The 21,569-nt window shown below is 51.3% G+C and carries 18 protein-coding genes; 9 read left to right on the top strand and 9 right to left on the bottom strand.

Features of this window, described 5'->3' with window-relative positions; genetic code table 11:
• Positions 1 to 158: 158 nt before the first annotated feature.
• Both RBH33_RS05745 and RBH33_RS05740 read left to right on the top strand, forming a co-directional pair.
• A complete protein-coding gene (locus RBH33_RS05745; protein WP_306731188.1) occupies positions 159 to 695 on the top strand; it encodes a PEP-CTERM sorting domain-containing protein in 537 nt (178 codons plus the stop codon).
• A 134-nt stretch (positions 696 to 829) separates the two neighbouring features.
• The gene (locus tag RBH33_RS05740; RefSeq protein WP_306731187.1) at positions 830 to 2,338 is read left to right on the top strand and encodes an exosortase/archaeosortase family protein; all 1,509 of its coding nucleotides are present in this window, start codon (positions 830 to 832) and stop codon (positions 2,336 to 2,338) included.
• A 31-nt stretch (positions 2,339 to 2,369) separates the two neighbouring features.
• Here RBH33_RS05740 and RBH33_RS05735 read toward each other — a convergent pair whose 3' ends face one another.
• From RBH33_RS05735 to RBH33_RS05720, 4 genes are all read right to left on the bottom strand, one after another.
• A complete protein-coding gene (locus RBH33_RS05735) occupies positions 2,370 to 3,500 on the bottom strand; it encodes a DegT/DnrJ/EryC1/StrS family aminotransferase (RefSeq protein ID WP_306731186.1) in 1,131 nt (376 codons plus the stop codon).
• Complete coding sequence (locus RBH33_RS05730) at positions 3,479 to 4,618, bottom strand: glycosyltransferase family 2 protein (RefSeq protein ID WP_306731185.1); 1,140 nt, start codon at positions 4,616 to 4,618, stop codon at positions 3,479 to 3,481. Before RBH33_RS05730 ends, RBH33_RS05735 begins: the two co-directional genes overlap by 22 nt.
• A gap of 116 nt (positions 4,619 to 4,734) precedes the next feature.
• Positions 4,735 to 5,382 carry a ParB N-terminal domain-containing protein gene (locus RBH33_RS05725; RefSeq protein WP_306731184.1) on the bottom strand — a complete coding sequence of 216 codons (648 nt, stop codon included), beginning with the start codon at positions 5,380 to 5,382 and terminating at the stop codon, positions 4,735 to 4,737.
• A gap of 425 nt (positions 5,383 to 5,807) precedes the next feature.
• The gene (locus tag RBH33_RS05720) at positions 5,808 to 6,524 is read right to left on the bottom strand and encodes a ParB N-terminal domain-containing protein (RefSeq protein WP_306731183.1); all 717 of its coding nucleotides are present in this window, start codon (positions 6,522 to 6,524) and stop codon (positions 5,808 to 5,810) included.
• A gap of 465 nt (positions 6,525 to 6,989) precedes the next feature.
• On the opposite strand from RBH33_RS05720, the gene RBH33_RS05715 reads away from it, so the two are divergent.
• The 5 genes from RBH33_RS05715 (at position 6,990) to RBH33_RS05695 (ending at position 13,377) form a co-directional block, all read left to right on the top strand.
• Positions 6,990 to 8,108, top strand: a complete 1,119-nt coding sequence (locus tag RBH33_RS05715; RefSeq protein ID WP_306731182.1) for a glycosyltransferase — start codon at positions 6,990 to 6,992, stop codon at positions 8,106 to 8,108.
• A 9-nt stretch (positions 8,109 to 8,117) separates the two neighbouring features.
• On the top strand, positions 8,118 to 9,932 hold the full coding sequence (locus RBH33_RS05710; protein ID WP_306731181.1) for an ATP-binding cassette domain-containing protein: 1,815 nt from the start codon (positions 8,118 to 8,120) through the stop codon (positions 9,930 to 9,932).
• Positions 9,933 to 9,962: 30 nt separating this feature from the next.
• Positions 9,963 to 11,159, top strand: a complete 1,197-nt coding sequence (locus RBH33_RS05705) for a glycosyltransferase (RefSeq protein ID WP_306731180.1) — start codon at positions 9,963 to 9,965, stop codon at positions 11,157 to 11,159.
• 324 nt (positions 11,160 to 11,483) lie between these two features.
• Complete coding sequence (locus tag RBH33_RS05700; protein WP_306731179.1) at positions 11,484 to 12,311, top strand: glycosyltransferase; 828 nt, start codon at positions 11,484 to 11,486, stop codon at positions 12,309 to 12,311.
• Between the two features lie 7 nt (positions 12,312 to 12,318).
• On the top strand, positions 12,319 to 13,377 hold the full coding sequence (locus RBH33_RS05695; protein ID WP_306731178.1) for a glycosyltransferase: 1,059 nt from the start codon (positions 12,319 to 12,321) through the stop codon (positions 13,375 to 13,377).
• Between the two features lies 1 nt (position 13,378).
• Here the strand turns inward: RBH33_RS05695 and RBH33_RS05690 are convergent, their stop codons facing one another.
• From RBH33_RS05690 to RBH33_RS05670, 5 genes are all read right to left on the bottom strand, one after another.
• A complete protein-coding gene (locus RBH33_RS05690; RefSeq protein ID WP_306731177.1) occupies positions 13,379 to 14,008 on the bottom strand; it encodes a P-loop nucleotide/nucleoside kinase family protein in 630 nt (209 codons plus the stop codon).
• 179 nt (positions 14,009 to 14,187) lie between these two features.
• Positions 14,188 to 15,333: a glycosyltransferase family 4 protein gene (locus RBH33_RS05685; RefSeq protein ID WP_306731176.1), complete on the bottom strand. Its 1,146-nt coding sequence runs from the start codon at positions 15,331 to 15,333 to the stop codon at positions 14,188 to 14,190.
• Positions 15,323 to 16,255, bottom strand: a complete 933-nt coding sequence (locus RBH33_RS05680; RefSeq protein WP_306731175.1) for a glycosyltransferase family 2 protein — start codon at positions 16,253 to 16,255, stop codon at positions 15,323 to 15,325. The genes RBH33_RS05685 and RBH33_RS05680 overlap by 11 nt, the downstream gene beginning before the upstream one ends.
• A gap of 217 nt (positions 16,256 to 16,472) precedes the next feature.
• Entirely contained in the window at positions 16,473 to 17,291 is an 819-nt protein-coding gene (locus RBH33_RS05675; RefSeq protein WP_306731174.1) for a hypothetical protein, read from the bottom strand.
• Positions 17,292 to 17,634: 343 nt separating this feature from the next.
• On the bottom strand, positions 17,635 to 18,477 hold the full coding sequence (locus RBH33_RS05670) for a hypothetical protein (protein WP_306731173.1): 843 nt from the start codon (positions 18,475 to 18,477) through the stop codon (positions 17,635 to 17,637).
• Between the two features lie 341 nt (positions 18,478 to 18,818).
• Here RBH33_RS05670 and RBH33_RS05665 point away from each other — a divergent pair, with 341 nt between their 5' ends.
• Both RBH33_RS05665 and RBH33_RS05660 read left to right on the top strand, forming a co-directional pair.
• Positions 18,819 to 19,781: a glycosyltransferase family 2 protein gene (locus RBH33_RS05665; RefSeq protein ID WP_306731172.1), complete on the top strand. Its 963-nt coding sequence runs from the start codon at positions 18,819 to 18,821 to the stop codon at positions 19,779 to 19,781.
• Between the two features lie 35 nt (positions 19,782 to 19,816).
• Positions 19,817 to 21,145, top strand: coding sequence for a phenylacetate--CoA ligase family protein (locus tag RBH33_RS05660; protein WP_306731171.1), 1,329 nt, complete (start codon positions 19,817 to 19,819; stop codon positions 21,143 to 21,145).
• Positions 21,146 to 21,569: the final 424 nt, after the last annotated feature.

Here is a 21,569-nt window from a genome sequence, read left to right as displayed (position 1 = left end):
GGTTACAAGGCACCGTTGATTGCGGTGACGTTCGGAACCTAAGTGTTTGATAGTTGGGCCTAAGGTCGGGCCGGTGCGAATTCTGCATAGAATAGAGTGCACTGTGCGACGCTTCGAAAATGAACTTTTTGCGTCACTCAAAGGATGGAGCACTATGTATGAGCATTGTTAGCAGATCTTTAATCGGAACCGCTTCGCTGGTCCTAGCTTCCCTGGGAGCTACTGGCGTGGGCGCGGACGACAGTATTAGCTCGAGTTTGCAAAGTGACTTCGGTGAAAGCTTCTATCAGGAGCGCTTCAAGGATACTGGCGAGGGAATTGGTTTTGGCCGAGATCGCGGTGCAAATCGTACAGTCCTAGACTCGGACGCGAGCTATTTTAAGGCTGTCAGCTTTTACCTGGAGGGAATGAGTGATAAAACCGCCCGCATTCATCCCGCTAGGGCCGGGTCACCGTTCGCATTAAACGACCTTCACGCCCGGTCATCTGACAAGTCTGAGAAATATGTTACTGTGTCAGGCGATAAACCCATGCTGAACGAAAGCTTCAACTTCGACCGCAGCAACAGCGAAGGCTGGGGACTCAGTGGTAAAACCATTGGTACCCTGGCAGAACCTGGAACCTTGTTGCTGATGGGGTTGGGGTTGTTGGGGCTGGGGTTGGCTCGGCGCCGAGCGGCCAGCAAAGCAAGTTAGAGCGGCACCGTTTAGGCACACCGGCATCGCACCCTTAACGGGCGTGGTGCCAGTGTGCCTGCGCGTTTCTACAATAAAGGGATAGCCCGCCGACAATCCGGGCCAAACGCCTTTCGAATACCGGTAATCCAGCTATGATTATCGACCAATCACGTGACAGTCACGCCTCGCTCCGAGTGCGTAGTGTCCTTCCCCTGGCACTGGTCGGTGCCTGGGCGGTGCTGTATGCCTCTACGTTTACTGGGCTCTTTCACCGGTGGACGCAGTGGGATCAGGATATGTCCTACGGCCTCCCGGTTGTGGCCATCTTCATTTACTTGCTGGCAAAAACTCTACCCTGGCAAAGCCATCCACCAAGCAAATCCCTATTTAGCTTGTGGGCAGGGGCGACGGCGGTGTGTTCGTTGTTGTGGTTCGCATTCCATATTGTGGGCATTTCAATTTTCGAACAACTGATGCTTTTACCGCTGTTGGTTCTAGCACTGACCTGCCTGTTTGGTGTGCGTACAGTGTTTGCCCACCGCATGCTATTACTGCTGCCGATCTTCGTGATCCCCATTTGGGGCAGTTTCAACGGTGTGCTGCTCAATATCAGCAGCCTGGTTGTGGGGGAGTTGGTGCGCCTTATCGGCATGCCGGCGCGTATTGAAGGCAACAGCATTTTCATCCCCTATGGGCACATTTTAATCGCCGATGGCTGCTCAGGGCTGCGCTATTTCGTGATCTCGCTGCTGCTGGGTTATTTGGTGGCTTATCTAAACCGCTACTCCGAGAAAGGCCTGGTGGTTGTACTGGCCGCAGCCGCCACCATTGGGCTGGTGGCCAACTGGCTACGCATTTTTATACTCATCTTGATCGGCTATCGTACCGAGATGCAAAGCTCTTTGATGACGGACCATGAGACGTTCGGTTGGATCGTGTTCGCCGCACTGTGCTTGCCGGCACTGTACTTTGCGCCTGTGGTTAAGGCGCCTGCTGGAAAGGGCGCAGAGGACAAGGCTGCCCTAGCCGAAGGTTCGCAGGATGAGGCTGAAACTCCGAACGTTTCAGCGCTTTCACAGCCTAGGTTAATGTTGGTGTTGTTGGCCTTGGCTGTGGGGCCGGCCTTGAGCCTAGCGGTGGATTTGAAGCCGGTAGTTCGCCCTTTTGAAAGCCACTGGGATGAGGCCTCAAGTGCGCGGCAGGCGACCATGCCGGTGCCCGTGACGGCGCCCGCTAGAGCTCACACTGAGGTCGCTCTTTTGTCGTCCGGCGTTAGGGCTCGAATTGATCAGTACCAACGTGCGAGCGAAGATGACAAACTGGTGCCTTATTTTTCTTATTTGTACCCCCAAAACACCTGGTTGAGGGAAGATCGTGGCCGGGTAGCCGTACAACAAAATGCCGCTAATTTTTCGGTATTCCAGCGACGCAACAGCCATACCTTTGTGGCGCAATTGCAGTGGTTCGAAGTGGGGAGCCACAGTGCTACCACGGTTCCCTGGGCCAAGGTTTTGCAGATCCCGGCGGTAATCGCAGGAGAAAATCATTTTGCGATTATTACTCTTCAGGCCACGTGTGGTGAGCGCAGTTGCGAAGATTCCTTCCCCCAACTCATGGCTGCCGCACAGGATGTGATGTCCGAGCGTTCGCCTTCCCAATAGTTCTCCGAGCTTTCAGGAAGGCCGCCTTCCGTTAGCGGCCCGTGAGCGCGCGGGTGCGCTTAAGGTGATTTTCGGTCACACCGCTATGTACGGGTAAAGTCAGTAATCGGCTGGCAAAATTTTGTGCGTTGCGGCATGGGTGAGGTGCTTCGACCAAATCGTCCATCCCTGGTATTTGCACTAACGGCCGTTGGTACATGGCGGTGGCACCAAGCCCGGCACGGCAAAGTTGCGCGAGCAGGTCGTCTCGCTCCTGGTTGGAGGTTAACAGTAGGGGATAGCGCAAAAGCCGCCGACGCCTTGTGGAATTTAATGCGTGTAACTGGTTATGGCCGTCAAGAAACTCGTCATAGGCCAGTTCTGTCGCGCGCGATCTGGCTCGGTACGCATGAACGTTGGCTGGGACTAATTGCGCTCGATAGGATTCCATTCTCAGCACCCGTTCCAGGGGGTGGTAGCGGGTTTCCCCCAGTTTAATCAGCGGATTCCGATTGAGTAGTTGGTACAACTGCGGACGCAGCAGCCAATTGTAGGCCCCGTGCTTAAGTTTAGTGAGTGCGACGGACTCCGGTTTAGGTTCATCCGCCACGGGCACCATTTCTCGGTGCTTCTTTTTAAACAACAACAGGCCGCCGCCCAACAAACTTACGGGCTTGCCTCGGCCGAAGGAAAAAATAATAAAGTCCCCCTCCAAGTCCCTCTGTTCGGAGTCGTCGGGAAACCATTGAGCATTGTCTTCGATTAACGCAATGCCGGGTTTCAACCGCTGTACTATTTCCGATAAGCGTTCTTTTACGCCCAAAAAGTTGACGGCAATTACCGCCACCGTGCGCTCGTTTACGCATTCCTCAAGAGCTTGTAAGTCGTAACCGGCATCGTTTTCGGCGGTGTCCACCGCTACTGCTTTAATTCCGGCGTAGTGGGCCGCGGCCACCAGGTCCGGACAGCAATACCCGGGCACGATCACCTCGGGAGCGGTTACGTCCGCTCTCATTCGGCGTGCAGCGATCAACGCTAAGGCCAGGGCTGAAGTACCAGAGTCCACCCATTGGGTGTCGTAGCCGGGAAACTCGGGGTGGCTTGTGGATGTAGTCACCTCCCCCCGGACGGGTTCTCCGGCCGGAGGGAGGTGGCCGTTGATCAGCGTGCGGAGGGCTTCCATGTGGTCATCCGATTGCCGCGTAAAAATTTAATGGAGGAGTCCAATATCGCCAGGTTGACCTGCACAAAAAAGTAAACAATTTTTACCAGCGCCTGGGTCCGGGTGCCCGGCAGCAGTTGACCCAAAAGCGCAAGGCCATAGAAAAGTACCTGCGCCACAAGAGCCGCCATAAAAATGGGATGGGTATTTATGAGCGGAAGTGTGGTGAAAAACAACCCGACCAGGAACCAGGGCACCAGCCAGCGCATAAGTTTGTGCGAGAAAACCTGAAAGGCGAACAGGCCAAACCGCGCGGGGTTCAGCACTTCTTTATGCCGCGCCAGGCCGGCCATACCACGCAGTACAGTCCTTACTTTGCGTAGGTACTCTTTGCGCGGGTCTTTTAAGTCGCGATAGTAGCCCAATACCTTAGGAGCGGTCACAGCGCGCAAGCCAAGACGCGCCGCATTCAAGGCGGTGTTGAAGTCGCTGGGGGAGTGAATATCCCACTGTTCGCAAACCGTTTTGCGTGCCGCAAAAAATGAACCGCTTAAGCCCACCAATCCAGCTAACTGAGATTCCTGGCGCCGGAGCCACATTTCGTATTTCACATAGGCGCCTTCGCCAGCGATCTCGCCGCTCTGACTGATAAACCGGTCTTCACTGGACACGGCACCAACGGTAGGATCTTGAAAGTAACGCTCCAACTCCACCAGCGCGTCCTGTGGAATGCGGGTGGCCACGTCAGAGAATACGATCACATCCCCACTGGCTTGTTCAATGGCGGTCTTCTGGGCGTTTTCTTTGCCTAGGCGTTCAGCCGCGCGTACAAGCTTGACACCTTTATCGGCGTATTCACGAACGATGTCGTCGGTACCGTCGTCAGAGCAGTCCGACGCAATAATCAGCTCCAAACGCTCTGGATCAAAGCTCAATTCGAGGGTGTTCTCAATTTTTTCGCGAATTCTTTCCGCCTCGTTGTAAGCGGTCACAATAACCGACAACGACAATGGCTGGGGATCCTGGCCGGGCTTTGGGGCGCGAGCGCGCAGCAGAGAGAGGCACTTCAAAATAATGGGATAAAGAAAGTAACTGTACACCGATCCCACGGCAAACAGCCAAAATAGCGTCTTCAACATCACAAACCTCTCCCATGGCTTTAAGTGCCCGATATTCTACAGGCAGCATGGGCTATGGCAAAGGGAAACCCTTGGGTGGGAGTTAATGATCTAGCGGCTAAACCCACAATTGCCCGCTACCCTGCCAGCCCCTTGGCACGTGCCCACGGGTAGGGCTTGAAGTCGAACAGGTGGTTGACGTACTCCACAGCTTCAGAGCGAGACCAAATACCGCGATAGACCTGTGGCCAGTGCTCAACTTCGCTGAGAAAAAGCATTCGGGAGAGCGATACTGGCACATGTTCATAACCAAGGGCGGCGAGCGCCGCCACGCGGTGCTGGCCGTGAATGATGCAAAAGCGGTACTCGCCCTCTCTTTCTATCGCGGCTACGGTGATGTCTTCCCCCGCTTTGGCGCGGTCAAACCCGTGCTTGCGGATGGATTTGGCTGTGCGCACGATTCGAGCGTATTCGATTTGCCCCTTTTTTGGGGATACCGGTCCGTGTAGTCCATAGCCCGAGGACGCAGTGAGGTCAATTTTTCCTGACCACCGGTTTTCATTGCGTATGTTTTTGGCCATTACAGAGGCCCGCTCGTCGGGAAGTATATCCATCCAAGGAAAATGTAGAGTGTAGGAGGGAAATTCACGCAGTATGTCAGGCCCCGTGGCGCCAATTAGAGCGTCGAGCGCATCGGTAGGCCGCCATTTTTGATAAAAATTCTCCAGAACGGAGCCAGAATAAGTGCCCCTGTTTGCCCGTAGATACTCGTTCGTCGTCGCCACAAACGGGTGCCAGCCATCTGGGTCAAATGTAAGGCCGCTGAAGGTGCAAAGTTGGGATAGTGGGCATTGATAAGTGGCGCGGTTGCCCGATCGGGTCCTTCTTTGGGCTTCCTTCAAATCGCGGTACACCGGAGCCGGTGGGTCACCGCCTTCAATTCGTCGTATTTCCAGTCCTAGCGCACCTAGCGAGCGCTTGACTAAGACCTTAGCTGCACGTCTAAGCATTGAAAGAAGCCCCCAGTCCTAGAAGAGTGGTAAAGCATTCTTCGCTGCCCCCACGGAGTTCGGGCGTTTAACCTAAATGTAACATGGGTTCTTCCCGCAAGGCACTAGCTTTACGAACGGAAAGCTGTAGGGTGGCGCGCCCTTGTTGACTTATGAGGCGTGCTTGGAGAAAGAAGCGTATAATATTTTTATTGTGTCACCTAGACCAGCCCACGGGCGGCGGCCCATTGGTGAGCGTCAAACTCGAACAAGTGATCAATGTAGGCCTCAGCCTCAGCTTTAGACCACACCCCGCGGTAAACTTGTGGCCAATGATTGACTTCATTCAGGGATACAACCCTGATCAGCGAAACAGGAACTTCCTCATGCCCGAGAGCGGCCAAAACCGCCACCCTATGCTGGCCGTGTGAAATACAAAACCGGTATTCCCCCCCGCGCTCCACAGCAGTTACGGTAACATCCTCACCCGCCTTGGCGCGGTCAAAGCCATGCTTGCTGATAGACTCAGCAATGCGGACGATACGGCGGTACTCAATTTCTGCTTTTTCGGGGCTAACTGGCCCGTGTAGACCGTAGCCGGATGATGCATCAAGCTTGATATTGCCCGCGCATCGATTCTCATCCCGAATATTTTTTGCCATTACGGCTTCTCGTTCTTCTGGACGGATCTCCAGCCAGGGCAGGTGCGAGGTATAGGCCGGGAATTCACGAAGAACTTTTGGGCCGTGACTGGCGCCTATGAGTGCCTCCAATGCATCCTTAGGTTGCCATTTCTGGTAGAACTGTTCCAAAATCGAACCTGTATATCCCCTGTGGCCCGCATTGAGATATTCGTCTGTGGTGGCGACAAATGGGTGCCACCCATCGTTGGAAAACGTAAAACCGTTAAATGTTCGCAGCTCGGATAAGGGGCACATGTAAGCTGCTTTTCGGCCGGAGTTTGCCTTTCGGTGCGTCTCCTCTACGCACTTATACACGGGCGCCAACGCAGGGGCGCGCTCGATCCTCCTCACCTCAAGGCACAAGGCTTCCAGGGAAGATTTAATTAACGCTTTGACGGGAGTGGCTAACATTGGCTTCTGGTCCCTACAAGTCCAAAGTGGCTTATCGTTCTTTTGGCGCGTTTGGGGGGTGGGTTCGGCACCATGTCACAATAATGCAACATGCGTCAATGTTATGTAAAGCCTCCTCGATCTTGGTAGAGTGCTCCGGAGAGTGACCTACGGTCAGGGTCCATTCCTGAGAATTATGCATTCCATACAACACAATCCCGACACTCCTACTTTAAGTGTTGTTGCTTTAGCGGTAGCATGCGCGATGGCATAGCGGCAGACCGATGGGCGGCGAGCCGGCTGCGGATAAGGATGCGAACGCAAACAGTTATGAGTGAATCACCACTGCGTGTAATGCACATCATTTCCGGTGATCTTTGGGCGGGAGCGGAGGTACAGGCTTATACCTTGCTTAGTCATTTAAAGCACCAGTGTGAGTTGCAAGTGGTTTTGATGAATCCGGGCCGGTTGGAGCAGGAGCTAAAGCGGCTGAATGTGCCGGTTGTGGTTCTCGACGAAACGAGCATGGGTAGTTTGGCTATTGTGAGGCAGCTCCGTCGTCAAATGAACGGATTTCAGCCACATATAGTGCATACCCATCGGCAAAAAGAGAATATTCTCGGCAGCATCGCCAACGTACTCAGTGTCCGGGCCAAGTCCATCCGTACCAGCCATGGCGCGCCGGAATTCGCCCCCCGTGGCTTGCAGCGGTTGCAGGTCATGGCAGATAGGCTAACGGGGCGCTTCCTTCAGCAAGGCGTGATCGCTGTTTCCGCCAATCTTCACCTTAAACTGCAGCACCTATTTCCCGAGCGCATGATTCACGTTATTCATAACGGCATTGATGTCCCAGCGCTCCAATCCAAGGTAAAAACCGCCGATTTCCGTCAGTCTGAACCAGAACACGTGCATATAGGTATAATAGGCCGCTTGGAGCCGGTGAAGCGGATCGACCTGTTTCTGAGTATGGTGCCGGCTATTGTGGCGCACTTCCCCGAGCGCCAATTCCGATTTCATGTCATTGGCGATGGCCGATTACGGGAACAGCTTCAGCAGCAGGCTGAAAGCCTTGGCGTTGCCCGCTGGGTACGGTTTCACGGGCACCGGGAGGATATGCCAGCTTGCATTAGCTCGTTGGATCTCATCGTTATGTGCTCAGATCATGAGGGAACTCCGATGACGGCATTGGAGTCTTTGGCACTGGGCACTCCGTTGATTGCTCACGATGTTGGTGGGCTCACAGAGATTTTGGCGGCTTACCCACAACTGCTCGTGCAAGACCATTCCGTTGAGGGGTACGCTCAGCAAGTAATTCATCATCTTAGCGGTAAAGGGCCTCAAGACGTTGCCTTGGGTCACAGCTACCGTGCCGAAACCAATGCGGTAGGAACGCGCCAGCTGTATGACACGCTACTGCAGCCTGCACTGGCCAAACTAGGGAATGAGTAGAGACAATACATGTATATCCTGACTGTCATTAAGAATATCTTTAAAGTACTCGATAGCCGAACCATAAAATACTATGTTGGCCTACAGCTTTTCTTTTTCCTCGCTGCATTTTTTCAGGTGGTAGGCATTGCCAGTATTGGTCCATTTATTTCCGTACTTTCAAACCCGGAAATGATTCACACCAATCGTGTGCTGTCTTATGCGTATGAAATTGGTGGGTTCACCACTGACATGCAGTTTATCCTCGCCACCGCAGTAGGTTCACTAGCCCTGATTCTTCTCTCAAACGCCGTGGCGGGCCTCACCATGTGGTTCACCTACAAGTTTTCGGTGAAGCTTGGTAGCCAACTACAGCAAACCGTCTATCGAAGCTTTCTATTTAGGGATTACCTATTCCACAAAACCAAGAATTACAACAAGCTAATATCCATCGTAGCGCAACAAATACCGCGGTTTGTGTACATGGTTTTTCAACCATTCCTGCTTCTCACCAGTCAGTTGTTCGTGGCGTTGATCATCCTCATCGGTTTGTTGGTCCTGGATCCGCTATTGGCACTGATTGCGGCCGTATTGATTGGGGGCTCATACCTGGCGACGTATATATTTTTACGTAAGGCTCTCGTTCGTCATGGGGAAGTGGTGTCTACGAAAAATAGTAAGGTCCAAAGCATACTGTCGGAGTCGTTTATTGGTATAAAGGACGTCAGGCTGGGCTCGATGGAAAGAAATTATATTAAGCAGTTTGATGACATAAACGTCAGAGGGTTGCGCTCTCAGGCCTTCATTGCCCTTTCGGGAGAATTGCCAAAGTTTATTATTGAATCCATTTCGTTTGGCGCAATATTAATACTCGCACTGGTGCTTTTAACCACCCAGGATGATATCCGATCGGTAGTGCCGATCCTTAGTATCTACGCCTTGGCCGGGTACAAACTTCTGCCCACGATGCAGCAGGTGTACAAATCGATTTCCAGTTTGAGTGGCCATGGCTCCGTCGCCAAGGTGGTGCTGGACGAAGTAGAAGCCCTGAAAAAATACAAGGAGCCGCCTGCCGCCAAAGAAGCCATACCCATTAAAACCGTCGAGCTGAAAGATGTTTCTTTTTCATATCCGAAAGCGGGGCAAAGAGCGGTGGATCAGGTGAGCTTACAGTTTGAGCGCGGCTATATATATTCGTTGGCCGGTCATTCTGGCTCAGGTAAGTCCACCCTTGCAGATTTGCTGTTAGGGCTGCTCACCCCGGAATCGGGTAGCATTATTGTTAATGGCCAGGCCCTGACGAACGATAATCTCAGTGCTTTCAGAAACAGCTTGAGCTATGTCGCGCAAAGCATTTTTATCCTGGATGACGATGTTATCAACAATGTCGCCTTTGGCGTACCGGCAGACAAGATTGACCTGGATAGGGTTAAGCAAGCGATAACCATGGCAAATGCCGATGACTTTGTCGACGAGCTTCCGAAGGGTTTGAAGACCAACCTGGGTCAAGATGGCAAATTGCTTAGCGGTGGCCAGCGCCAGAGAATTGGCATAGCCCGTGCCCTATACAAGCAGAGTGATCTTTTGGTTCTGGACGAACCTACAAGTGCTTTGGATATGGAATCCGAATACAAGCTGCTCAAGACGTTGAACAAAATTAAGCATAACCTTATTATTCTTATAATTTCTCACCGTCCCGCATCTCTAAAAATGTCCGATCGCATCATCCTAATGGATCATGGAGCGGTTGAGAGTGTAGGGTCGTGCCAAGATATGATGGAAAAGAACGCTTCGTTCAAGCAGCTTATGGAAATGACGGGGGAGCCCGAGCTGTTGGAGGAGTAAGTCCCACACAAGGAATAATAGGGGGAAGGCATGATTTCAAAACCCAAGGCCCGCTGGCCTGAGGGTCCGTTGTGCATAGTGAAAGATGGAGCTTCAGTCCTAACACAAACGTTCGTAGCGGCTCAGGAAAAAGGGCTGCACTTCAAAACAGTGGCCATCTACGGCCGCTACGCCGCTCGTTCCGACCGTCCTGCTGACGAACCCAGTTACTACAAGCGCGCTTTGCATAGGTTGGATCGCGCGCTGGGCGTTAAACATGCCGACCGTCTGGGTTGTCGTCGAAGTTACCACGCTGCTATCAAAAACATAAAACCCCGTGCTGTCCTCGCGCAATTTGGCCCATTAGGGCTTCGGGTTGAGTCGGCTTGCCGAAACCTCGGCATCCCTTTGGTCGTATACTTTAGGGGTTACGATGCGTCCGCGAAAAGAACCGTCGAAGACTTTGGCGACGAGTACCGCAAGATGTTTTCGACCTGCTCCGCGATTATTGCTAAGTCGTATGCCATAAAAGAGCGGTTGGTTAAGTTGGGCGCGCCCGAGGAAAAGATCCACGTAGAATTTGGCGGCGTCAATCTGCAGAATTTTTCACCCATCACCCCGAGCAACAATGACCAAGTCTTCGTGAGTGTGGGAAGGTTTGTTGAAAAGAAAGCTCCCCACCTCTTACTGATGGCGTTTAAGGAGGTGGTCGAAGAATTTCCCAAAGCCCGTCTGGAGCTAATTGGACAAGGCCCGCTGGATGGGGTCGTGCACGACATCGTAGAAGCCTTGGGCTTGCGGGAAAACGTCCTGCTGCCTGGGCCCCAACCACAAGACCAAGTCGCCCTCTGCTTGTCACGGGCGCGTTGCTACGTCCAGCACTCCGTTACGGCACGCGATGGGGATATTGAAGGCGTTCCCAACAGCATTATGGAGGCGGCTGCTACGGGGCTCCCCGTAGTTTCCACCCGTCATTCGGGCATAAGCAGTGCGGTGCTTCATGGGCGCACAGGTTACCTGGTGGGAGAGCGGGATGTATCGGGTATGGCGGCTTACATGAAAAAGTTACTAGACGAGCCGGGTACGGCAGACATGCTCGGGAATTGGGGACGAAAGCATATGGAGGACAATTTCGATCTGGAGTCAAGCTTAGCCTCTGTATCATCGATAATTGAACACGTGGATCACTCAAAGAGGTTGTATCCAAGCGACGCCACCTTTGGCACGGAGAGCTGTAATCTTTCGTAACCCGAACAAACCTTTTCTGGGGGGGCTAGGCGCCTGTGTGATTTCATGCCAGCGCTTCCATAATACTTTCTTACGCTTTATTTCTTTTCTTCCGTCCTTTAACCAATTCTTTATGTAGCTCGGCGCCGAATAAATATTCCTGTAACGTGCTCGGATTCATCTTTCTGTAAAAAAGTGGCAGTACAATCCTCCCGAGCAAAGCAATGTGCGCCCAGTCTCTTTAAAGCCATTGCCTTGAGCATTTCGATGTAGATAATGAACGGGCAAGAAAGCGCGCAAGCTACTTCGTGAGCCGTGTCACTTTCCAGTGCCAAGGAGGCCGTTATGAAAGCCAACAGAAATGCTATCGTCACAATCACTATTGGCGATAAATTTTGGAGAATGTCTCGTTTCACACATCCGCTGCTTAGCGAGTATGCCAAGAAGTGTGGCGCAGATTTCGTTGTGCTGGACCAGCAAAAGATGGGCGAGCGCTGTGGTCTTCCGACCTACGAGCGATTTCAGTTATACGACCTGTTCTCCGAATATGACCGAATTGCGTTCATCGACACCGACATTTTAGTCGCACCTAACTCACCCTCTGTGTTTGATCTTACGCCGGAAACTCACATCGGTGCGGCGAACGAAGAGAAGTATTCGCAGAGTGGCCGGGATAAGGTGGTCACCCAGGAGGTGTTGGGTCAGGTCGATTGGGTTAATCCCTATATTAACGCTGGCATGATGGTGCTGAGCAAAGAGCATAAAGAGCTGCTCAACCCGGACGCCCCTGGTTTATCTGAGTGGGCTAAAGGCGAGTTCCGTTCAAAGCATAGAAACTTGCTGAACGACCAACCCTTCATAAATCATCGAATCAACGCTCTGGGTCTTAAAGTGCATGACTTGGGGTATCGCTTTAATCATACTCGAGTCATCCCCGAAACTCACACGAGATTCCGAAGCTATTTTATCCACTACGCCGGCCCGAGTGGGCATCGATACGGAGAGCGGATCGATCAGATCGCCAAGGATTCGGAAGTTTTTGGAAGTAAGTTGTCTCTATTGCTTTCTCAGAAATGGTCGGGGTACCGCTGGTTAGCGGATCGGATGAACACAAGCTTTCTTCGCTACTTGCTAAGTGAGAAATTCCAGATTTTAACGCCAAAAGTAAAGTGAATCACTCGTGAAAATTATCGCCTATCCTTACAACGGTTCTGCGTATACTGACGCTTTTTACAGTGCCCTGTCGCCCAAAGTAGAAGTTATCGCGGGGGAATGGTCCGGGCAGTGGATGTGGGCCAACATTGGTTCGGAGGACGTCGTCCACTTTCATTGGCCGTCGTTCTACTATTCTTCAGAAGGGCCGTCGCTAGGGATCTATTGGAGATTTTTTCGTTTTGTTCTACTGTTATTAGTGCTTCACTTTCGAGCGAAGGCGATTTTTTGGACGGCTCATAATCTGCTGCCGCACAAGCGCTGTTCTGTACCCAAAGTGGATGTATGGGCACGTATCCTTTTGATCCGATTGGCAAGTCGGATCTTCGTGCATGGTAAGGAAGCAGAAAAAGTCTTTGTCGGAAAATTTCCTACTGCTAAGAGTAAGTGCCTTTGCATTCCTCACGGAAACTGGAACGGCTACTACCCCAAGGCTCCGTCCCGTATCGAAGCCAGGGAAAGATTGGGGTTTACTGAAAATGCTTTTATCGTCGAACTGTTTGGGTTTTGTCGGCCCTACAAAAATGTTCACGGGTTGATTCGTGCGTTCAATCGAATCGCTACAAGCGGTGACTATCTATTGATTGCTGGACAGTTCTCCAGCGCCGCTTATCGGCAAGAAGTCGAATCCTTGGCTGCAGAAAATCCTAATGTACGAATTGATTCCCGCTTTATTCCTGATGCGGATGTGCCCATGTACATCTCCGCATGCGATGTGCTTTGTGTACCCTACCAAGAGGTGCTCACTTCTGGGACGGCTATGCTGGCACTTACCTATGGGCGGCCAGTAATTTCTATCAATCGCGGTTTTCTGCGCGATGTGGTACCAAAGGATGTAGGAGTTTTAGTGGAACCGGGAGACGAGTTTGCTCTGACCGAAGCTTTGCTGAAAGCTAAGCAGGAAAATTGGTCTGAGGAAGCAATACGAGCGCACTCCCGACGCTTTGAATTTCAGGCCGCTGCCGATCTCTTGTTAGACGAAGCGAGTGGCGTTACTGAGGGAAGAGTGGGGTTGGCAGATCTCTAGGTTAATTTCTGAAAGCACTGTTAACCTTATTAACAATTGACTTCGCAATATAGGCGACTTCCTCTTTGCCTGAATCCGTGTTGTCTATTTTATATACGTTTTTACCGTGTCTGCTGACAATCCTGCTAATGATCATGTTTCTGGTTGATAAAGCGTGAAGGGATTCATTTTTTTCCATGTGGTTAATATCAATTTCATAGTGCCTATTGAGTATTCTATCTAGGGCGATGTCCTCTCTGCATGTCACCCATACAAAAATATCTGGTGGCGCTATTTGAGCTGCAAGCTTTAGGTATCCGCTATTGATTCCAGCCAGCCTGGCAAGGGCGTGATAAGTACTTTCTTCCAGAATATTAACCTTTTCATCATCAAGTGTTTTTTTGTGCCATTCATAGCAACAGAGGCGACAAATTAACTCAAGTTCCTCCTTGCTCCTGGCTTTTGGTAGGCATCTGAAAAACAGGTGCGGCACTTTAAGCCCATCAAGTATTCGGTGCAAAAGCCTAAATCGGATCAAAAAATTTCTATCGGAGCGTCCTCTTGACAGTGTGGCCCCGGGTATCTGCTCCTTAAGCTCCCTTGATAGAGTCGTTTTTCCGGCGCCTTGGATTCCACAAAACTCAACCAACATATACGCTGCTCCTGCTACTTTTCGTGGCTAAAGCTGTATATACATAGAACCAGTGCGAGATGTTTTTGTTCGATTTCAGGTGACCAGAAAAAGTTCGCGGCAATGCGAAAAGTTGATCTGTAACTGATTTGTCGCCAATATTGCGTTTGAATTTGTTCTGCATGTGCGGTACTCGAATGTTACTTGAAATCTGTTTTGGCGCTTTGAGTCAACGGGACTGTGGCCTCTACCGCTACGACAAATCGGCGCGACATGCTCTCGTCTGAGAACTGAGACTCGACCTTTTTTCTGGCCGCTGAGCCGAGGCGCAGACGGGTTTCTGGGGATTCTAGTAGGGTTTTGAGTGCCTCAGCTGCTTCTGTGACTTCGCCTTCTCGGTACAGGAGAGCATACTCGTTGTGAGCCAACGCTGAGCTGACTGAGGGATTGTCAGAGGCGACCACCGGTAAGCCTGCACGCATATACTCTAGAATCGCCAAAGACATTGCCTCACCCCTAGAAGGGTGGAAGGCGATATCGCACTGCACAAGTCTTTCAGGGACATCACTGACAGCGCCAGCAAACGTTACATGTCGGGTTACACCACACGTCTCGGCGAATTCTTTAAATTCGTCAAGGTCTGGCCCGTCACCAAAAAGAACATAATTCAGGTTGGTTACACCTAGATTCTTCACTAAATGCTCAACCACCTTGATCGCAAAGTCGATCCCTTTGTAATAGTTGGCCCGGCCTACAGTTACGACCGTCAGTTTATCTTTTTCACCTCGTTCAGGGGGAGGGGTGCCCACCGCAATGCCGTTGGTGACACAGTGAATTTTACGCTTTGGAACGCAGTTTACCGTATGCAGCCGATCAGCCACGTAAGGACTGACCGCGAAGCACGCAGAGCAGGAAATCAGCGGAAGACGGTTCAAAAGGCCCTTGTACCAACTCTTGAGTCGCCCAGGGCGCGTGCGAACGCCCGGTGTATGGTCGTGAATGATGATCTTTTCAACACCTGCGAATCGAAACAGGGCATATCGAAAAGCCGCCGTACGGGCGTCGGTGAAGTACACGACCTTTATAGAGTTTTGGCGTAAAAACTTGAGTTGATTTAATACACCGGTCAGAGACTTGTCTGTAAAATCTAGGGTATGGGCCTGATAGTCGTGTTCGATCAGGCAGGCGGGAACCACCGATATCGAGGGAAAACAAACATGCATTTCGTGCCCCCTCTCGCTCATAACCTTGGCCAGGTCACACCATAGCGACTCCATCAGCCGCCAGGCGTAACCTATATTCGAGTCAAAGTTTCCTACTGCTAGAACGCCGGACTTACTGGGCATTTTCGCGCCTCCAGAGTTTCCCTACCGTGGATTTCATTAACCTTACCCAGTTTTCCCGGAAGCCCAGGGAGCGAACAATATTGGCGACAGAAAGCCTGTACAGGCCTTTCTTAAAGTAGCTGGTGCCGTCACCGAAGTACTTCTGAGAAATATAGTGGTTGCAGAGTGAGCGTTTGGACTTGGGTAAGTACAAATCACGCAGTAGCTTCATACTGGCGGTATTAATATGATTTTTGGTGATAAAGTCCGACGATTTGTTGGAGTCGTGCACCCTCACGGTTGCCAAGCTCTGATCAATGTACAAAAACGGATACTGACAGCTGAGCTTGAGAACCAAATTAAAGTCTTCGGATTTAAGTATGCCTGGATCCCATCGATAGTGGTTGTGCACTGACCGGTGAATGGCGAAGGTCGAGGGATACAAGGGATAACCACGCAACAATAAGCGCAGTAGAGAATCGCCCTTCAGTGTGTAGGTGTTTTGGCCGGCCGGTTCCGCCAAATCAAAGATATATGGAAAAATCTCCGAATTTGAAATTTCGTAGGGCTTTGGGTTCTTGACGTTATGCTTATGGAAGTCAGAGAAGATAAAGGGCGCGCCAGGGTTTTGGTCTATGACGTCCTTATACTCTGACAATTTGGTTTGTGGCCAAAGATCATCACTGTCCAAATAGCAAATGTACTCGCCGTGGGATAGCGCTACCCCGGTGTTCCTGGCTGTAGCCACACCCGCATTGTCTTGGCGGTAATACTGAACCTTGGCTCCGTAGGCTTCTACAATTCGTGCGGTGCCGTCTGTGGAACCGTCGTCAACTACTATAATTTCGTAGTCCGTAAAATCCTGGCTCAGCGCCGCTTCTATGGCATCTGCCACCATGCTTTCGCGGTTAAATGTCGGTATGACAACAGAAAAAAAAGGCATGTTCCTTGCTCCGGGCAGCAGACCGAGCGACAGGCGTGCTCAGGTTTAACGATGCGCCAACGTGACAGGCGCTGGCGGCCGGCCAAATGATACCGTAGTTAGGGCGACCTCGAAAGGCAGTTAACGGGGTTGTCCGCAGAAGACCACGATACAAGGGGAGGAGGGGCTGCATCCGTGCATGCCAGTTGCCTTGTAGGTGTGGGACCCGAGAGGCTGTTTATTGGGGAATAGGCGGCCTTGGACGAGCAGCGCTTTGCAGTAGGCTGGAGTTTGAGAACTCAATTTCGTCGATCACCCAGATTGTGTCTTCCGAGTAAGTGGCATTGGCATAGCCCATGATATAGCCACTGTGCCAGCCGTTGGGGCCGCCGGGTGGCGCCGCGATGTTGGCATCCTTAATCTCGTGAATCTTGGTAAAGGATCCCTCTCCCTCCCAGCGCCGGTGAGTTTCGATGATGCCATCATTTGAGTTGCGATCAGTCGCAGCCTTGACTCTCAGCACAACCTCCATCCAACGCCCCCGATCCGCCGAGTCATCGATGAAGTCGGTTCTTTGCGCATTTGGGCCAGAGACGGTTTTCTGGCCATGGGAATAGCTTACCGTTAGTTCGGCGCCATTATCACTTCGCCAGTAATTCCAGAACACTGTCGGGCCGTCGCCTTTTGAGGAGTAACCATCCATCCAGAGGGCAAAGAACTTATTGTTGTTTGGGTTACCGCTGCCATGCTTAAAGTTATCTGGCACCCTAATCCAATACCGGACCCAGACTTCCCGATGCGGGTTACCGAGGTCAAACCGCTTTTCAGTCCAACTGCTGCCCGCCTTATAGCGAAAGTGCAACCCGTGACCGAGCTCACCCTTGCGGGTTTCAGTTTCCGCGACATGAGTCACACTGGACAGGTCGTTAGCTGAATCGCTCCCTGACCATTTAAAACCGTTCATGGTCTTCGACACGTCTCCGGAACTGAAATCGTCGATCATTATAGGCTGTGCTGCTACCGAGGCGGACAACATAAGCCCCGTCAACAAGGTCATGAAACTGATCTTCATTCTCATACTGTTTAATCTCAAATGGTCATTACTGGTGACGCAAGCCGCCGATGCGAGCCTAGCCGACCCTTTTGGCTTGGAAAGCAAAGGACTCAAAAAGGCGCAACGCATGGGCAGCACCAATACTGACAAGTTCCCCAAAATAAGCATGGTAATTTCTGGAAACACTTAGGAGAATAGTATTGAAAGAACTGTGTCCGTCGCCGTAAACCACGCGAGGGTTATTTTTGTGGGAGGAGCGACTTTGGAAGGAGATGAAGAAAGGGGGGAGCATGCTTCCGTGCACGCATGCTGATATTACTTAAGCTTATGTCTTGGTTGCGACTCTTTAGTTGTGAGGGTGCGGTGGCAGCGGCCGCGCAGTGGTCTGCAGCAAGCTGGAGCTGGAAAACGCCATGTCATCAATGATCCAGGTGGTATCCTGAGCGTAAGCTGCGTTGGCATAGCCCATCACATAGCCCCGACGCCAACCGTCCGGCCCGCTCGGTGGTACAGCGATATCGGCATCCCGAACTTCTTGGATTTTTGTGAACTTATCCTCATTCTCCCAGCGCCGGTAGGTTTCAATGATCCCATCGTTTGAGCTGCGGTTAGTGGCGGCTTTAACTCTAAGGACTACCTGCATCCAGCGCCCCCGATCCTGTGGAACTCTGATAAAGGGGACCCTCTCCACGTTCGGTCCGGAAACCCGCTTTTGCCCTCTGGAATTGCTTACCGTGAGGGTGGCCCCTTCGCTACTCCGCCAATAATTCCAGAACACAGTCGGGCCTTCGCCTTTGGAGGAATAACCATCCATCCAAATGGCAAAAAACTTATTGTTGTGTGGGCTGCCGCTGCCGTGCTGATAATTCTCGGGTACTTTAATCCAGTACCTAACCCAAAGCTCTCGATGAGGGTTGACTGTATCGAAGCGCTTTTCCACCCAGTTGCTGCCGGCCCGATAACGGAAATGGAGTGCATTGGTGGTTTCGCCGTTTCTGCCAGTGGTTTCTCTGACGTGGACCGGGTTTGATACATCCGCGGATGAACCGATTCCGGACCATTGGAACCCGTTCATGGATTTGGACAAATCACCGCTACTGAAATCGTCCTCCATAAAAGGCTGCGCCGCCACAGTGGCGGTTAACAAAAATCCTGTGAACAACATCACGAAATTGTACTTCATTTTCATACTGCTAAACCTCAAAAGGGCATTACGGGTGGCTAAAGTCGCACTGAGATTAGCCCATCCCCAAGGGAACCGAAAGTTCGGAATCGGTAAATTGAGCACTGCCACTCATTTGCTGAAAAATGCGACTAAAAAGAAAAAGAATGGTGGCCCAAATTGGCCTCAAAAAAATAATTCGTCCTTGTCGCCCAATTGACTCCCTAGCGTCGTAAGATAATCCAACACTTGGGCAAAAAGGACGACTAAACAAGCGCGCGGTTTTCGGCGTCAGTACGGAACATAAAGCGCTGCTCCGCGTCTACAGCGTATAGAAAATTTAAGCCAAGGATAAAGGAAGTAACTCAATGGCCAGCGTTGGTACTTATCAAGTTCCGCAGATCTCTTTTATTATCCCCGCGAAAAATGAGAAGAACAACATCGGGGAAACAATCCGCGTCGTCATGAACCACAAATGGAGAATCCCCATTGAGGTGATCGTCGTGGACAACGAATCAACCGATGCCACCTGTGACATTGCACGCTCTGCTGGCGCGACAGTCGTCACAAAGAAGGGCGGAACCATCGGCGAAGTAAGAAACCGTGGTGTAGAGGAAAGCTCGGCCCCAATACTTGTTTTCATTGATTCTGACGTTAGTCTCACGGACGAGTGGTTCCGCGAGATTAATTCGGTTTGTCGAACTATGCAGGAAAACCCCTATTTAATAACTGGCTCACATTGTGTCCCTCCGGATAATGGAGGGTGGCTTGAGAAACATTGGTTTGGGAAGGTGAGCCAGGAGAAGAAAACGACTCACCTGGGCACCGGCCATCTACTGGTAACACGAGAGCTATTCGATGCCTTGGGTGGATTCAGTGCCGAGCATGAAACGGGTGAAGACTACGACTTTTGCATTAGAGCCAAGAAGTCTGGGGCAACACTCGTTAACAATCCCGCTCTTAAAGCGATCCATCGAGGTTACCCCAAGAGCCTGCGGGAATTTGTTTGTAGAGAAGCATGGCACGGACAAGGCGACACCAAAAGTATAAGTACCATCCTTTCGTCTAAAGTCGCCATTGTGGCAATTCTTATCTTCCTATTTCATATCTTGGCAATAAGCGCGTTTATATACGCTCCAGTAAACCCAGTTCCGTTGATGGCGGGTTTAGCTGGCATTGTAGGTCTACTTTTTCTCAGTTCGATTTACAAATTCAGGCACGCTGGGCCGGCCAGCATCATCATAAACTCGGCCATATTCTACTTCTACTACATTGGGCGATTGTGCTCAGTGTTAAATCTTGCGTTAGGTAAACGAGTTAGAGCGAGCTAAGTATTCCCTGTTTTCTGTTGTACGGAGGCGGCATTATGGATGGCCACATTTCCAGGTACATGCTTTACTATCCGGCCACCTTGCTCAGGGGTGAGCTGATACACAAGCACATGCGCAGTTACAAAAATCAACAATACATGTCCCAAGATCAGCAGCGTGACTACACAGATCAAAAGCTTCGCAGCATCCTTGCGTTTGCCAAAAAACACTCATCGTTTTACCAAGATCGAATCCCGGAACTCGAGCCGGGAAAGTCAGCCCAGGAGCTATTAAGAAGTATACCGTTTCTTGAGAAGTCCGATTTGATCAACAACATTGACAAGCTGGTTACGTACAAGGCGCGTTTCTCTTCTGCGAAAACGACGGGTGGCTCCACGGGGGAGCCGGTAAAGCTTTACAAAAACCCCGATGCATTGGCCAGGGAGCGCGTGGCTACGTGGAGATCCTACGGCTGGGCCGGAGTAAGCATTGGTGACAGTCAAGCGCGCTTTTGGGGGGTTCCGCATGGATCGCTGGATTCCAACAAAGCCAAGTTGATTGACTTCGTCTCAAATCGGCGGCGAATATCGGCATTCGATTTGGCCGCAACGGAATTAAGAGCGCATTACCAAAAAATTCAAAAATTCAAACCCAAGTACCTGTATGGGTACGTAAGCGCCATCGAAGCCCTAACACATTTCGTAGAATCCGAAGGTCTCCCCCGGGTGAACTCCATTCGGTGCATCATTACGACGTCTGAGGTACTTAGTGAGCCAGTCCGTAAGCACATAGAAGTTGTGTGGGGCGTAAAAGTGTTTAATGAATATGGTTGCGGGGAGGTGGGTTCGATAGCCCACGAATGCGAGCACGGTCGCTTGCACGTGATGTCAGACAACATGTTCATTGAGCTGGTGGACGACGATGGTCAGCCGGCAAAAACAGGCCAGATCGTGGTAACCGATTATTTTAATCAGGCGACACCGCTGATACGCTACAAAGTCGGCGATTACGCCACCATGTCAGATGAGGAATGCCCCTGCGGCCGGACCCTACCCGTGCTCGAGAATGTTCATGGCCGGGCATACGACATTATCAAGACCCCATCCGGAAGAGAGATTCACCCTGAATCCGTTATGTACATATTTGAAGGGCTACAAGCGAACAGCGGCGCCTTCAGTCAGTTTCAGGTAATCCAAGAGGAGCTAAACAGATTCAAGATCAACATCGTCAAGACAGGAAAATGGAGCGATCAGTTGGTTGGTTCAATTGAAGCGGGTATACAACAAAGAATACACCCGGATATCAGCTGTGAGTTTGCCTTCTGTGATGCTGTTCCCAGGGAGGCATCTGGAAAGATGCGGGTGGTGAAGTCGATGTTGCGCTGAGGTCGAGATCACCTATTGCTTGTGGGCCTTGTTCACGGTGCACTCACTTTTTTCAGGACGGCCGGTTAGCGATCTTAGGAGTGACGCGGGATTTAGGCTCTCATGCCGCGCATTTTTGGTTGGGGTTTAGCCGAGTTGAAAAGCGTATAGCTAGGCTGACTAATGGGGGCGTACGTGTCTGCCTCAGAATCGAGGCATCTACCGGTGCTACCGGAAGCTTTGTTTGCTGGAATGGGGCGGTAGCCAGAGATAGAAGCCTCGACTTTTGTGACACTGTTCTCAAGTCTGGCGCGGGGGGGGCGTTAGCAAGGAAATTAGTTCTACACTGGATATGGTAGCATCAGCACTGATGTCTGGGTTGCTATGTTAGAGCTTTGAGATTACGTGAGCTATATACTAACATGCGGTATAGGTTCAGCTAAAG

The sequence above is a fragment of the Marinimicrobium hydrolyticum genome (genome assembly GCF_030848505.1).
GTDB lineage: Bacteria > Pseudomonadota > Gammaproteobacteria > Pseudomonadales > Cellvibrionaceae > JAVDDU01.
Note: the sequence above shows the minus strand (reverse complement) of the source record. Positions and strands in the feature narration are given on the sequence as shown.

Excerpts from the sequence above, each read along its gene's own strand:
- RBH33_RS05745 (WP_306731188.1), top strand. The coding sequence starts at position 159 with ATGAGCATTGTTAGCAGATCTTTAATCGGAACCGCTTCGCTGGTCCTA.
- RBH33_RS05740 (WP_306731187.1), top strand. The coding sequence starts at position 830 with ATGATTATCGACCAATCACGTGACAGTCACGCCTCGCTCCGAGTGCGT.
- RBH33_RS05735 (WP_306731186.1), bottom strand. The coding sequence starts at position 3,500 with ATGGAAGCCCTCCGCACGCTGATCAACGGCCACCTCCCTCCGGCCGGA.
- RBH33_RS05730 (WP_306731185.1), bottom strand. The coding sequence starts at position 4,618 with ATGTTGAAGACGCTATTTTGGCTGTTTGCCGTGGGATCGGTGTACAGT.
- RBH33_RS05720 (WP_306731183.1), bottom strand. The coding sequence starts at position 6,524 with ATGTGCCCCTTATCCGAGCTGCGAACATTTAACGGTTTTACGTTTTCC.
- RBH33_RS05715 (WP_306731182.1), top strand. The coding sequence starts at position 6,990 with ATGAGTGAATCACCACTGCGTGTAATGCACATCATTTCCGGTGATCTT.
- RBH33_RS05710 (WP_306731181.1), top strand. The coding sequence starts at position 8,118 with ATGTATATCCTGACTGTCATTAAGAATATCTTTAAAGTACTCGATAGC.
- RBH33_RS05705 (WP_306731180.1), top strand. The coding sequence starts at position 9,963 with ATGATTTCAAAACCCAAGGCCCGCTGGCCTGAGGGTCCGTTGTGCATA.
- RBH33_RS05700 (WP_306731179.1), top strand. The coding sequence starts at position 11,484 with ATGAAAGCCAACAGAAATGCTATCGTCACAATCACTATTGGCGATAAA.
- RBH33_RS05690 (WP_306731177.1), bottom strand. The coding sequence starts at position 14,008 with ATGTTGGTTGAGTTTTGTGGAATCCAAGGCGCCGGAAAAACGACTCTA.
- RBH33_RS05685 (WP_306731176.1), bottom strand. The coding sequence starts at position 15,333 with ATGCCCAGTAAGTCCGGCGTTCTAGCAGTAGGAAACTTTGACTCGAAT.
- RBH33_RS05680 (WP_306731175.1), bottom strand. The coding sequence starts at position 16,255 with ATGCCTTTTTTTTCTGTTGTCATACCGACATTTAACCGCGAAAGCATG.
- RBH33_RS05675 (WP_306731174.1), bottom strand. The coding sequence starts at position 17,291 with ATGACCTTGTTGACGGGGCTTATGTTGTCCGCCTCGGTAGCAGCACAG.
- RBH33_RS05670 (WP_306731173.1), bottom strand. The coding sequence starts at position 18,477 with ATGAAAATGAAGTACAATTTCGTGATGTTGTTCACAGGATTTTTGTTA.
- RBH33_RS05665 (WP_306731172.1), top strand. The coding sequence starts at position 18,819 with ATGGCCAGCGTTGGTACTTATCAAGTTCCGCAGATCTCTTTTATTATC.
- RBH33_RS05660 (WP_306731171.1), top strand. The coding sequence starts at position 19,817 with ATGGATGGCCACATTTCCAGGTACATGCTTTACTATCCGGCCACCTTG.